The organism is Streptomyces sp. NPDC060002, assembly GCF_042737245.1.
Classification (GTDB): Bacteria; Actinomycetota; Actinomycetes; order Streptomycetales; family Streptomycetaceae; genus Streptomyces.
Genome location: NZ_JBHWUW010000020.1, coordinates 64639 through 78049, shown reverse-complemented (window position 1 = coordinate 78049; position 13411 = coordinate 64639). Strand labels below are relative to the sequence as shown.

The following is a 13411-nucleotide window of genomic DNA, read 5'->3' as shown; positions in this document are numbered from 1 at the left end:
GAGTGGCGCGGAAGCGTTCTCTGTACGTTGTAGGGGTGCGCGAGCGCACGATCAGCGCTTTTGCTCCTCCTTCCGAACCCTACCGAGGCACCCACGTGTTCCTGACGATCAGCACCACCGGCACCCCCGAACGCCCCGCCACCGACCTGGGCTTCCTGCTGCACAAGCATCCCGACAACGCGCAGGCGTTCTCCACCTCCTACGGCAAGGCCCACGTGCTCTACCCCGAGGCCGGTGCCGAGCGCTGCACGGCGGCGCTGCTGCTGGAGGTGGACGCCGTGGCGCTGGTCCGGCGTGGCAAGGGCAAGGGCCGGGGCGGTGCGCCGGACGCGGCCCTCGCCCAGTACGTCAACGACCGCCCCTACGCGGCTTCCTCGCTGCTCGCGGTCGCCCTGAGCGGCGTTTTCAACAGCGCGATGCGCGGCGTGTGCACGGCGAAGCCGGAACTCCCGGCGCAGACAAGGCCGTTGCGGATCGAGGTGCCCGCCCTGCCCGCCCGGGGCGGCGCCGACCTCGTACGCGGTCTCTTCGAGCCGCTCGGCTGGGCCGTGAACGCCGAACCGGTCGCCCTCGACACGGAGTTCGAGGAGTGGGGTGACTCGCGGTACGTGGGCCTGGTACTGGAGTCGGAGACGCTGACCGTCGCCGAGGCACTGCGTCACCTGTACGTCCTGCTGCCCGTCCTCGACGACGCCAAGCACTACTGGGTCTCCTCCGACGAGGTCGACAAGCTGCTGCGCGCCGGTGAGGGCTGGCTGTCCGACCACCCTCAGCAGAAACTGATCACCAGTCGTTACCTCTCCCGCCGCTGGTCGCTGACCCGGCAGGCGATGGAGCGGCTGGAACTGGTCCGGCTCGCCGAGGCCGACGACAGCGAGGTCGAGGAGATCGACAACGCGGTCGAGCCGGAGGCCGAGACGGAGGACCGGCCGACCCCGCTGGCCGTGCTGCGCCGCGAGGCGATCGTCACGGCGCTGACGGAGTCCGGCGCCGCCCGGGTCCTCGACCTCGGCTGCGGGCAGGGCCAGTTGGTGCAGGCGCTGCTGAAGGACCCGCGCTTCACCGAGATCGTCGGCGTCGACGTGTCGATGCGCGCGCTCACCATCGCCTCCCGCCGGCTGAAGCTGGACCGCATGGGCGAGCGGCAGGCCTCCCGCGTCCAGCTCGTCCAGAGCTCGCTCGCCTACACCGACGCCCGTCTCAAGGGATACGACGCGGCCGTGCTCAGCGAGGTGATCGAGCACCTCGACCTGCCCAGGCTGCCCGCCCTGGAGTACGCGGTGTTCGGTGCGGCCCGCCCGCGCACGGTCCTGGTGACCACCCCGAACGTCGAGTACAACGTCCGTTGGGAGAGCCTCCCGGCAGGCCACGTCCGGCACGGCGACCACCGCTTCGAGTGGACCCGCGAGGAGTTCCGCGGCTGGGCGGCCGCGGTCGCCGAACGGCACGGATACGGCGTCGAGTTCGTCCCGGTCGGCCTGGACGACCCGGAGGTCGGCCCGCCCACCCAGATGGCCGTTTTCACCATGAGCAGCGTGCCCGAGAAGGAGGCGAAGGCAGCATGACCGAGACTCAGGTTTCCACCAAGCAGGGCCGTGTGCTGCCCGTCACCGACCTCTCCCTCGTCGTCCTGATCGGCGCGTCGGGGTCCGGTAAATCCACCTTCGCCCGCCGCAACTTCAAGCCCACCGAGATCATCTCCTCCGACTTCTGCCGAGGTCTGGTCTCCGACGACGAGAACGACCAGAGCGCGACACGGGACGCCTTCGACGTCCTGCACTACATCGCGGGCAAGCGGCTCGCGGCCGGCCGCCGCACCGTCGTCGACGCCACCAGCGTGCAGCAGGACTCCCGCCGCCAGCTGATCGAGCTGGCGAAGCAGTACGACGTGCTGCCCATCGCCATCGTGCTGGACGTGCCGGAGGAGGTGTGCGCCGAACGCAACGCGGCCCGCACCGACCGCGCCGACATGCCCCGCCGGGTCATCCAGCGCCACACCCGCGAACTCCGCCGCTCACTGCGCCACTTGGAGCGCGAGGGCTTCCGCAAGGTGCACGTCCTGCGGGGCGTCGAGGACGTCGAGAACGCCTCGGTCCTCACCGAGAAGCGCTACAACGACCTGACCCACCTCACCGGCCCCTTCGACATCATCGGCGACATCCACGGCTGCGCCTTCGAACTGGAGGGCCTCCTCGGCAAGCTGGGCTACGTGGACGGCGTCCACCCGGAGGGCCGGCAGGCCGTGTTCGTCGGCGACCTGGTCGACCGGGGCCCGGACAGCCCGGGCGTCCTGCGCCGCGTGATGGCGATGGTCGGGTCGGGCAACGCCCTCTGCGTTCCCGGCAACCACGAGAACAAGTACGGCCGTCACCTGCGCGGCCGCAAGGTCCAGCACACCCACGGCCTGGCCGAGACCATCGAGCAGATGGAGAGCGAGAGCGAGGAGTTCCGCACCGAGGTACGGGAGTTCATCGACGGCCTCGTCAGCCACTACGTCCTGGACGGCGGCAGGCTCGTGGTCTGCCACGCGGGCCTGCCGGAGAAGTACCACGGCCGTACCTCCGGGCGCGTCCGTTCGCACGCGCTGTACGGCGACACCACCGGCGAGACCGACGAGTTCGGCCTGCCGGTGCGCTACCCGTGGGCGGAGGACTACCGGGGCCGCGCGGCGGTGGTCTACGGCCACACGCCCGTCCCGGAGGCCACCTGGCTGAACAACACCATCTGCCTGGACACCGGCGCCGTGTTCGGCGGCAAGCTGACCGCGCTGCGCTGGCCGGAGCGCGAGCTGGTCGACGTACCGGCGGAGCAGGTCTGGTACGAGCCGACGAAGCCGCTGCGCTCCGAGGCACCCGGCGGGCACGACGGACGCCCGCTGGACCTGGCGGACGTGCACGGCCGACGCATTGTCGAAACCCGTTACGACGGCCAGAACCGTGTCTCGATCCGCGAGGAGAACGCGGCCGCGGCCCTGGAGGTCATGAGCCGTTTCGCGGTGGACCCGCGACTGCTGCCCTACCTGCCGCCGACGATGGCCCCCACGGCCACCTCGCACGTCGAGGGCTACCTGGAGCACCCGGCGGAGGCGTTCGCGCAGTACGCGCAGGACGGTGTCGCGCGGGTCGTGTGCGAGGAGAAGCACATGGGCTCGAGGGCGGTGGCCCTGGTGTGCCGGGACGCGGAAACAGCGCGTAAGCGTTTCGGAGTGGACGGCCCCACCGGATCCCTCTACACCCGCACGGGCCGGCCGTTCTTCGACGACGAGAGCGTGACGGAGGAGATCCTCGGCCGGATACGGACGGCGGTGGACGAGGCGGGCCTCTGGTCGGAGCTGGCCGCGCCCGACAGCGCCTCCGGCACGGTGGACTGGCTTCTGCTGGACGCCGAGCTGATGCCCTGGTCGCTGAAGGCCTCGGGTCTGCTCCGCTCGCAGTACGCGGCCGTGGGCGCCGCGTCCCGCGCGGTCTTCCCGGGCGCCCTGGCCGCGCTGGAGGGCGCGGCGGCACGGGGTGTCGACGTCGGGGGACTCCTGTCCCGCCAGCGTGAACGCGCCTCCGACGCGGCCGCGTTCACCGAGGCGTACCGGCGTTACTGCTGGACGACGGACGGCCTGGAAGGCGTACGCCTGGCCCCGTTCCAGATCCTCGCGGTCCAGGGGCGCAGCCTCGCCGACCTGCCCCACGACCAGCAGCTGTCGCTCCTCGACCGGCTGGTGGAACACGACAACACGGGCCTGCTCCAGACGACCCGGCGCCTGTACGTCGACACGGGCGACCCCGAGTCGGTCCAGGCCGGTGTCGACTGGTGGCTGGAGATGACGGGCCGAGGCGGCGAGGGCATGGTCGTCAAGCCCCTGGGCGCCCTGGTCCGGCAGGGATCCCCCCGATCGGGCGAAGCCGGGAGCGGGGGAGGCGGGGGCCGCCTGGTCCAGCCCGGCATCAAGTGCCGGGGCCGCGAGTACCTCCGGATCATCTACGGCCCGGAGTACACCCGCCCCGACAACCTCACCCGACTGCGCGGCCGCTTCCTCAACCACAAACGGTCGTTGGCGATCCGCGAGTACGCCCTCGGCCTGGAGGCCCTGGCCCGCCTGGCCGAGGGCGAGCCCCTGTGGCGCGTCCACGAGGCGGTCTTCGGAGTGCTGGCCCTGGAGTCGGAGCCGGTGGACCCGCGGTTGTGAGACCGGTGACCCGGTCCGTGCCCCGGCGCGGACCGGGCCCCGGAGGCCGCCCGCTCGCCCGCCCCGCCGCTGCGAAACGCGTGGCGCGGGCGGGCGGGGCGGGTGACCGTTCGGCCCATGGACGACTCGCGGGCGTATCCCGTTCTCCGCACCAGCGACACGGCCACCGCGTGCCCGCAGGCCAGGCGCCTGTGCGCGCTGCTGGGCGAGGCACAGCCCGGCTGGTGAGGTCGCCGGTGCTGCTCAACCGACGAGCCGCAGTGCCGCCTCGTCTGTGCGCGCTGCTGGGCGAGGCACAGCCCGGCTGGTGAGGTCGCCGGTGCTGCTCAACCGACGAGCCGCAGTGCCGCCTCGTCTGTGCGTGCCGCTGGGCGAGGCACAGCCCGGCTGGTGAGGTCGCCGGTGCCGCTCAACCGACGAGCCGCAGTGCCGCCTCCGCCCGTCCCACCCGGACCCGCTGCCCCCACGTCAGCTCCACCGCGTCGCTCTCGATCCCGTCCCCGAAGGCGATGAGCCGTTCCGACTCGACGGTGAGGGTCAGGCGGCCGCCGGCCGCGAGCTCGCCCGCGACCAGCGAGGTGCCGGTCGCGGGGGACGGCCACGCCTCCCGCACGAACCACACCAGCCGGTCCTCCGTCGGACCCGGCAGGCGCGGGCCCGCATCACCGCCGCCGCCCCGCTCCTGCCACACCGACCGGATCCAGCCCGTCGCCCCGGTGCCCGTGCCCACCAGCACCCCGGAGGAGGCCTGGGCCTCGACGGCACCCCCGTCGTCGTCGAGGCCCAGGCGGTAGCGGGCGGTCTGGTGCCCCGCGGCGCCCAGATAGATCTCGTTGAGGGCCAGCAGCCGCTGGGTGTCGTCGGCCACCGCCTCGACCATGGTCAGCCCGTCCGTGCCGGTGCCCGCCGCGAGCACGGAGGGCAGGAGGAGCCGGGCGTCCGCCGGGCGGTGGCGGACCAGGACGCCCGGGTTGCGGCCGGGGTCGGTGTCGATGCCCACCACCGGCTGACCGGCCAGGTACTTGGCGGCGTTCGCCACCAGTCCGTCCTGGCCGACCACGACCACCACGTCCTCGGGTGCGAAGAGGAAGCGGTCCAAGTCCGCCCGCTCCACCCGGGTCTGACGCCAGGTCAGGGGAATGGCCGCCGTCACCTCGGCCATGGCCCGCCTGGTGCGGCGGTGGCGTTCGGCGACCTCCTCGATGTCCCGGCCCCGCGAGGAGAGGAAGAAGGCGGCCTGGCCGTGGGTGCCGTGCCGGGCCACCAACTCCTCGTACTCCGTGGTGCGGTGGACCAGCACGGCCCGCGGGGCGAGACTCATTCGCGTTCCCCGGCGCCGAACCTCGACAGGAGCCCGGTGAGGACGTCCGGCGAGATCGTCACGCTGTCGATGCGCGGCAGGTTCTCGGCGAGACGCGTCCCGGTGAGTGCGTGCAGGGTCGCCACGTCGACGTCCGCGTGCACGCGCAGCCAGGCCGCCTGTGCCTGGGCCCGCGCCTCGCCGACCTCGCGCGCCGCCTGCGCCTCGGCGTGGGCGAGCTGGACCGAGCTGGCCGCCTCCGCCTCCGCGAGCCGGACCGTGCGCGCCGCCTCCGCCTGGCTCAGCCGCTCCGTGCGCTGTGCCTCGGCGTCCGCCAGCCGCACCTGCTTCGCGGCCTCCGCCTCCGCCAGCTTCACCGCCCGCGCGGCCTCCGCCTCCGCGAGCCGTACGGACCGCGTGGCTTCCGCCTCCGCCCGCACCTTGTCCGCCGCCGCGCTCTCCTCCGCCTCACGCCGGGTGTTCGTACCGCGCTGCTCGACCAGCTGCTCCTCACGGCGGGCCAGTTCGATCTTGCTGGCCAGCTCGTTCTCGGCGATCGTCCGCTCCCGCTCGACGGCCACGGCCCGCCGCTCGTACGTCGCCCGGTCGGCCTCCTGCTGGATCTGCTCACGTGCCGGGGTGCGCAGTGCCCGCTCCACCTCCGGCTCCGGACGCAGCGCGACGACCCGTACGGCCACGATCTCGATGCCCGTGGCCGGCAGCCGCGGCTCGGCCGCCAGCCCCGCCGCGACCCGCTCCCGTACCGACTTCACGCCGTCCATCAGCGCCGACGCCAGCGACGTACGCGCGAGGACGTCCAGCGCGTGCTGCTGCGCCGTCTCCGTCAGCAGGGTGCCGAGCTGCTCCAGGGGCGCACTGCGCCACACGCCTGTGTCGGGGTCGACGGAGAAGTCGAGGCGGGCGGCGGCGACAGCCGGGTCGCTGATCCGGTAGGTGACCGTCGCCTGCACCGCCACGTCCTGGAAGTCGACCGTGCGGGCGTGGAAGGTCATCGCCAACTCGCGGTCGTCCACCGGTACTTCGGAGAGCGCCGCGCTCAGCGAGCGGAACCAGAAGCTGAGCCCGGGACCGTCGTGCGCCAGCTTGCCGGAGCGGTGGTGGCGCACGTGCGCCGTCGGGGCGCCGCGCAGGTGGCGCCAGCCCAGGCGCCGGGTGATGTCGGCCATGAGAGGCCCCCCTCGTCCATTTCTCGTCAGTACGACGATAAAGAAGACGATAGTCGCGCTTTCCTCTTGTCGTCAAGAGGACGAGAACACATGGAAGGCGGCGGGGGGCGACACAGGGAGGAACAAGCTCGTGCGGAAACGGTCCAGCAGGGGGTGAAGGTGGTCCCCGATGGTCAGGATGGAGTCATGGGTTTCCATGTCGACTCCGAGGCCGGGCGGCTGCGCCGCGTCATCCTGCACCGGCCGGATCTCGAGCTCAAAAGGCTCACCCCCAGCAACAAGGACGCACTTCTCTTCGACGACGTGCTGTGGGTGCGCCGGGCGCGCGCCGAGCACGACGGGTTCGCCGACGTGCTGCGCGACCGCGGTGTCGCCGTACACCTCTTCGGCGACCTGCTCACCGAGGCCCTGGAGATCCCGGCGGCCCGAGCGCTCGTCCTGGACCGCGTCTTCGACGAGAAGGAGTACGGGGTGCTCGCCACCGACCACCTTCGCGCCGCCTTCGAGGCACTCCCCGCCCCGGAACTGGTGGAGGCCCTCGTCGGCGGCATGACCAAGCGGGAGTTTCTGGAAGCGCATCCCGAACCGACCTCCGTGCGCTTCCATGTGATGGACCTCGACGACTTCCTCCTCGACCCCCTTCCCAACCACCTCTTCACCCGCGACACCTCCGCCTGGATCTACGACGGCGTCGCGATCAACGCCATGCGCTGGCCGGCCCGGCAGCGCGAGACCGTCCACTTCGAGGCGATCTACCGGCACCACCCCCTGTTCCGCGGCGAGGCGTTCCGCGTCTGGTCCGAGGGGCAGGCCGACTATCCGTCCACCATCGAGGGCGGTGACGTACTCGTCATCGGCAACGGCGCCGTGCTGATCGGCATGAGCGAGCGCACCACTCCGCAGGCCGTCGAGATGCTCGCCCACAAGCTGTTCGCGGCAGGCTCGGCCGAGACCATCGTGGCCCTCGACATGCCGAAGCGGCGTGCCTTCATGCACCTCGACACCGTGATGACGATGGTCGACGGCGACACCTTCACCCAGTACGCGGGCCTCGGCATGCTCCGCTCGTACACCATCGAACCGGGCGTCGGCGAGAAGGAGCTGAAGGTCACCGACCATCCGCCGGAGCACATGCACCGCGCCATCGCCGCCGCCCTAGGCCTGAGCGAGATCCGGGTGCTCACCGCCACCCAGGACGTCCACGCGGCCGAGCGTGAGCAGTGGGACGACGGCTGCAACGTCCTCGCCGTGGAGCCGGGTGTCGTCGTCGCCTACGAGCGCAACGTCACCACCAACACCCATCTGCGCAAACAGGGCATCGAAGTGATAGAGATCCCCGGCAGCGAGCTGGGCCGGGGGAGGGGCGGCCCGCGCTGTATGAGCTGCCCGGTCGAACGGAGTGCCGTATAGGCGTACATCCGTCTGTATAAACATGCCAAGGGTCGTATAGACTTCCGAGGGTCCCTGCCACCGCAGTCCCGCGCACTGCAACTCTTCACCGCACTTCTGGAGCGACCCCCATGGCGACAGTCCCGACCGCCCTCGCCGGCCGCCACTTCCTCAAGGAGCTGGACTTCACCGAGGAGGAGTTCCGCGGCCTGATCGAGCTGGCCGCCGAACTGAAGGCCGCCAAGAAGGCCGGGACCGAGGTCCAGCACCTGCGCGGCAAGAACATCGCCCTGATCTTCGAGAAGACCTCGACGCGCACCCGTTGCGCGTTCGAGGTCGCCGCCGCCGACCAGGGCGCCTCCACCACCTACCTCGACCCCTCCGGCTCCCAGATCGGCCACAAGGAGTCGGTGAAGGACACCGCCCGCGTGCTGGGCCGGATGTACGACGGCATCGAGTACCGCGGGTCCAGTCAGCAGAAGGTCGAGGAACTCGCCGCCCACGCGGGCGTGCCCGTGTTCAACGGCCTCACCGACGACTGGCACCCCACCCAGATGCTCGCCGACGTGCTCACGATGACCGAGCACTGTTCCAAGAGCCTCGTGGACGACGGGTTCGTGCTCGCCTACCTCGGCGACGCCCGCTTCAACATGGGCAACTCCTACCTGGTCACCGGCGCCCTGCTCGGCATGGACGTCCGTATCGTCGCGCCCGAGGCGTACTGGCCCGGTGACGAGGTGATCGCGCTGGCCCGCAAGCTGGCCGAGGACTCCGGAGCCGAGATCCTGCTCACCGAGGACCTCGCCGAGGGGGTGGCGGGCGCCGACTTCGTCGCCACCGACGTGTGGGTCTCCATGGGGGAGCCCAAGGAGGTCTGGGGCGAGCGGATCGCCGCCCTCGGCCCGTACGCCGTGACCATGGACGTGCTGCGCGCCACCGGCAATCCGGACGTCAGGTTCCTGCACTGCCTCCCGGCCTTCCACGACCTCGGAACCAAGGTCGGCCGCGAGCTCCACGAGACCCACGGCCTGGACTCCCTCGAGGTGACGGACGAGGTGTTCGAGTCGGCCCACTCGGTCGTCTTCGACGAGGCGGAGAACCGCCTGCACACGATCAAGGCCGTGCTGGTGGCGACGCTCGCCTGAGCGGGCGGACCGGACCCGCGCTCTTGTCTCCCCTGCGGGCGCAGCGGGCTCGCGGTCGACGCGGGGCACGCCCGCCGGGGCCCGCCCGCCGGGGCCCGCGGCCGGGGCCGGGCCGCGTCGGCCGTCGGCCGAGGTCAGGCCGGGTGCGGACGCCACTGCGGCGGAACGGCGGCCAGCCTGAACCACACCGCCTTGCCCTGGCCGGTGGGCCGGTGCCCGCAGGACGAGCTGAGGGTGCGGATGAGCAGCAGCCCGCGCCCGTGCTCCTGCCAGGGGTCGGGCTCCTCGCCGGAGGGGCGGGTGAGATCGCCGGGCGGTACCGGGTCGGGGTCGTGCACCTCGACCTGGCAGCCGGTCGGCTGCAGCTCCACCACCAGCTCGATCGGGGCGTCCCCTGCGGTGTGCTCCACCGCGTTGGCCACCAGCTCGGCGGTGAGCAGCTCCGCGGTGTCGCTGTCCGCCCCGTGCTTCAGCTCGGCCAGCGCCGTTCGGACCAGCGCGCGGGCCACCGGCACGGCCGCGGCGGAGTGCGGCAGCGCGATACGCCAGGAGGCGGCCGGTTCGGAGGGGCGTTCGTACAAGGCGAGTCCGTTCATGGCGCAGGGTCCGATGATCGACATCAGGCGGTCCTGCTTTCAACTTCAGGAATGGTACGGCCGCCTCCGGCAGAGGCGCTCGTCGGGCGCCGTACGGGACCTTCGGCCCCTGCCGGCGACTTACCCACGTCAACGGTCCCTCTCGCGCACCTGATCCCGTTGTTACCGCGTTATTGACGACCGGTGACGTGTGTGACGAGAACATGCCGTGCGGTGACACAGCGAGTCTTCCCGGAGCTTCTATCGCGTACTCATGACGACAGTCACGAGAAGGTGATAACTTCGGGAGTGACTGTCGAGGAGGCCGCCCTCATGAGTCCCTTCACCGGCTCCGCCGCCCGCACCTCCGACTGGCGCCACCTGCGCGTCGAGCTCACCGACGGCATCGCCACCGTCACCCTGGCCCGTCCCGAGAAACTCAACGCCCTCACCTTCGGCGCCTACGCCGACCTGCGCGACCTGCTCGCCGAGCTGTCCCGGGAGCGGTCGGTCCGCGCCCTGGTACTGGCCGGCGAGGGCCGCGGCTTCTGCTCCGGCGGAGACGTCGACGAGATCATCGGCGCCACCCTCGGCATGGACACCGCCCGGCTCCTCGACTTCAACCGGATGACCGGCCAGGTCGTGCGCGCCGTACGGGAGTGCCCCTTCCCCGTCATCGCGGCCGTGCACGGCGTGGCGGCGGGCGCCGGCGCGGTCCTCGCCCTGGCCGCGGACTTCCGGATCGCCGACCCCAGCGCCCGCTTCGCGTTCCTCTTCACCCGCGTCGGCCTCTCCGGCGGCGACATGGGCGCCGCCTATCTGCTGCCCCGGGTCGTGGGCCTCGGCCACGCCACCCGGCTGCTGATGCTCGGTGAACCGGTCCGCGCCCCCGAGGCCGAGCGCATCGGCCTGATCAGCGAACTGACGGACGAGGGCCGGTCCGACGAGGCCGCCCAGGCACTCGCCCGCCGCCTGGCCGACGGGCCCGCACTCGCGTACGCCCAGACCAAGGCGCTCCTCACGGCCGAACTGGACATGCCGCTCGCCGCGTCCGTCGAACTGGACGCCGCCACCCAGGCCCTGCTCATGAACGGCGAGGACTACGCCGAGTTCCACGCGGCGTTCACACAGAAGCGACCGCCCAAGTGGCGGGGGCGGTGACCATGACAGCGGACGCGGGGACACCGGCGTCCACGGCACCGGCGGGTGCCGACACGCGGCTCCACCGAGGACCACGACCGGCCAACGGCGACCCGCCGCCGCACGACAGCGCCGGCCGCCTCCGGCGCATCGCGATCATCGGCGGAGGCCCCGGCGGTCTCTACGCCGCAGCCCTGCTGAAACGCCTCGACCCCGCCCGCGAGATCACCCTCTGGGAACGCGACGCCCCCGACGACACCTTCGGCTTCGGAGTCGTCCTCTCCGACGAAACCCTCGGCGGCATCGAACACGCCGACCCGCAGGTCTACGCCGCCCTCCAGCAGGACTTCGTCCGCTGGGACGACATCGACATCGTGCGCCGGAACACCCGGCACACCTCCACCGGACACGGCTTCGCCGCCCTCGGCCGGCGCAGACTCCTGGAGATCCTGCACGAACGCTGCCGCTCCCTCGGCGTCGACCTGCGCTTCCGCGCCGAGGCGCCGGACCCCGTACGGCTGGCGGAGGAGTACGACCTCGTCATCGCCGCCGACGGTGTGCACAGCACCACCCGTGAGGCGTACGCCCAGGTGTTCCGACCCCGGGTGGCCGGCCACCGCTGCCGCTACATCTGGCTCGCCGCGGACTTCGCCTTCGACGCCTTCCGCTTCGAGATCGCCGAGACCCCGCACGGCGTGATGCAACTGCACGGATACCCCTACGCCGCCGACTCCTCGACCGTGATCGTCGAGATGCGCGAGGAGGTCTGGCGGGCAACCGGTTTCGACGAACTCGACGAACTGGAGTCGGTCGAGCGCTGCGCCAAGATCTTCGCGGACGCCCTCGGCGGACGCTCACTCAAGTCCAACAACTCCACCTGGACCACGTTCCGGACCGTCGTCAGCGAACGCTGGTCGCACGGCAACGTCGTCCTGCTGGGCGACGCCGCCCACACCGCCCACTTCTCCATCGGATCCGGCACCAAGCTCGCCGTCGAGGACGCCCTGGCGCTGGCGGCCTGTCTGCACGAACACCCCGATCTTCACAGCGCGTTGACCGCCTACGAGGAGGAGCGTAAACCCGTCGTCGCCGCCACCCAACGGGCCGCCCGCGCCAGCCTGGAGTGGTTCGAGAACATCGGCCTCTACCTCGACCAGCCGTCCCGCGGATTCGCCTTCAACCTGCTCACCCGCAGCCGCCGCGTCACCCACGACAACCTGCGTCTGCGCGATCCCCACTTCACCGACGCCGTGGAGCGGGAGTTCGGCTGTCCGCCCGGCACGCCCCCGATGTTCACCCCGTTCCGGCTGCGCGGCCTGACCCTGCGCAACCGGGTCGTCGTCTCGCCCATGGACATGTACTCGGCCGGCGACGGCCTCCCCGGCGACTTCCACCTCGTCCACCTCGGCGCCCGCGCGCTCGGCGGGGCCGCACTGGTGATGACCGAGATGGTGTGCGTGTCCCCCGAGGGACGCATCACGCCCGGCTGCACCGGCCTCTACACCGACCGCCAGGCCGACGCCTGGCGGCGCGTCACCGACTTCGTGCACGACCGGGCGCCGGGTACCGCGATCGGCGTCCAACTCGGCCACTCCGGGCGCAAGGGATCGACGAGGCCGATGTGGGAGGGCATGGACGAACCGCTGCCCGACGGCAACTGGCCGCTCATGGCCGCCTCCCCGCTGCCGTACAAGCGGGACGGTCAGTTGCCCCGCGAGCTCACCGTAGCCCAACTCGCCCCCCTTCGCGACGAGTTCGCAGCCGCCGCCGAGCGAGCCGCCAGGTCCGGGTTCGACCTGCTCGAACTGCACTGCGCCCATGGTTACCTGCTGTCCGGCTTCCTCTCCCCGCTGACCAACCGCCGAACGGACGCCTACGGGGGCTCGCTCGCCGAGCGGCTCCGATTCCCGCTGGAGGTCTTCGACGCGGTCCGCGCGGTATGGCCGGCGGAACGGCCGATGACCGTCCGTATCTCCGCCACCGACTGGGCCGAGGGCGGCACCTCGGCCGACGACGCCGTCGAGATCGCCCGTGCCTTCGCCGCGCACGGCGCCGACGCCATCGACGTGTCGACCGGCCAGGTGGTGGCCGAGGAACGGCCCGAGTTCGGACGCTCGTACCAGACGCCGTTCGCGGACCGGATCCGGCACGAGCTGGGAGTGCCTGTGATCGCGGTGGGCGCGATCTCCTCCTGGGACGACGTCAACTCGCTGATCCTGGCGGGCCGTACGGACCTCTGCGCCCTTGCCCGGCCGCACCTCTACGACCCGAACTGGACCCTGCACGCAGCCGCCGAGCAGGGCTACACCGGCCCGGGCGCCGAATGGCCCGCCCCCTACCGGGCGGGCAGCCGGCCGCCGCGCACCGGACGCACGGACGCGCCGAAACCCCGCCTGACACTCATGAGTTGAGGTGCCGGGGAACAGGGCCGGGGAGCAGGCCCGGCGAGCAGGGTCGGGGAGCAGGCCCGGGAACAGAGTCGGGGAGCAGGTCCG

9 protein-coding genes are annotated in these 13411 nt (G+C 71.8%); 6 read left to right on the top strand and 3 right to left on the bottom strand.

From position 1 onward, the window contains the following. Positions 1-95 precede the first annotated feature (95 nt). Both ACFWBD_RS19575 and ACFWBD_RS19570 read left to right on the top strand, forming a co-directional pair. Entirely contained in the window at positions 96-1565 is a 1470-nt protein-coding gene (locus tag ACFWBD_RS19575) for a 3' terminal RNA ribose 2'-O-methyltransferase Hen1 (RefSeq protein WP_385668051.1), read from the top strand. Continuing rightward, on the top strand, positions 1562-4180 hold the full coding sequence (locus tag ACFWBD_RS19570; RefSeq protein ID WP_385668049.1) for a polynucleotide kinase-phosphatase: 2619 nt from the start codon (positions 1562-1564) through the stop codon (positions 4178-4180). Before ACFWBD_RS19575 ends, ACFWBD_RS19570 begins: the two co-directional genes overlap by 4 nt. Positions 4181-4589: 409 nt before the next feature. Here ACFWBD_RS19570 and ACFWBD_RS19565 read toward each other — a convergent pair whose 3' ends face one another. Then, complete coding sequence (locus ACFWBD_RS19565) at positions 4590-5501, bottom strand: hypothetical protein (protein WP_385668047.1); 912 nt, start codon at positions 5499-5501, stop codon at positions 4590-4592. Further along, positions 5498-6667 carry an SPFH domain-containing protein gene (locus ACFWBD_RS19560; protein ID WP_385668045.1) on the bottom strand — a complete coding sequence of 390 codons (1170 nt, stop codon included), beginning with the start codon at positions 6665-6667 and terminating at the stop codon, positions 5498-5500. Before ACFWBD_RS19560 ends, ACFWBD_RS19565 begins: the two co-directional genes overlap by 4 nt. Before the next feature lie 186 nt (positions 6668-6853). Between ACFWBD_RS19560 and ACFWBD_RS19555 the strand changes: the two genes are divergently transcribed. Both ACFWBD_RS19555 and argF read left to right on the top strand, forming a co-directional pair. Continuing rightward, the gene (locus ACFWBD_RS19555; RefSeq protein ID WP_385668043.1) at positions 6854-8077 is read left to right on the top strand and encodes an arginine deiminase; all 1224 of its coding nucleotides are present in this window, start codon (positions 6854-6856) and stop codon (positions 8075-8077) included. A 110-nt stretch (positions 8078-8187) separates the two neighbouring features. Further along, a complete protein-coding gene (gene argF / locus ACFWBD_RS19550; protein WP_385668041.1) occupies positions 8188-9201 on the top strand; it encodes an ornithine carbamoyltransferase in 1014 nt (337 codons plus the stop codon). 134 nt (positions 9202-9335) lie between these two features. On the opposite strand, the gene ACFWBD_RS19545 is transcribed toward argF, so the two are convergent. Then, positions 9336-9821, bottom strand: a complete 486-nt coding sequence (locus tag ACFWBD_RS19545; RefSeq protein WP_385668039.1) for an ATP-binding protein — start codon at positions 9819-9821, stop codon at positions 9336-9338. Between the two features lie 288 nt (positions 9822-10109). Between ACFWBD_RS19545 and ACFWBD_RS19540 the strand changes: the two genes are divergently transcribed. Beyond that, on the top strand, positions 10110-10937 hold the full coding sequence (locus ACFWBD_RS19540; RefSeq protein ID WP_385668037.1) for an enoyl-CoA hydratase family protein: 828 nt from the start codon (positions 10110-10112) through the stop codon (positions 10935-10937). 2 nt (positions 10938-10939) lie between these two features. Next, positions 10940-13327: a bifunctional salicylyl-CoA 5-hydroxylase/oxidoreductase gene (locus ACFWBD_RS19535; protein WP_385668035.1), complete on the top strand. Its 2388-nt coding sequence runs from the start codon at positions 10940-10942 to the stop codon at positions 13325-13327. Positions 13328-13411 lie beyond the last annotated feature (84 nt).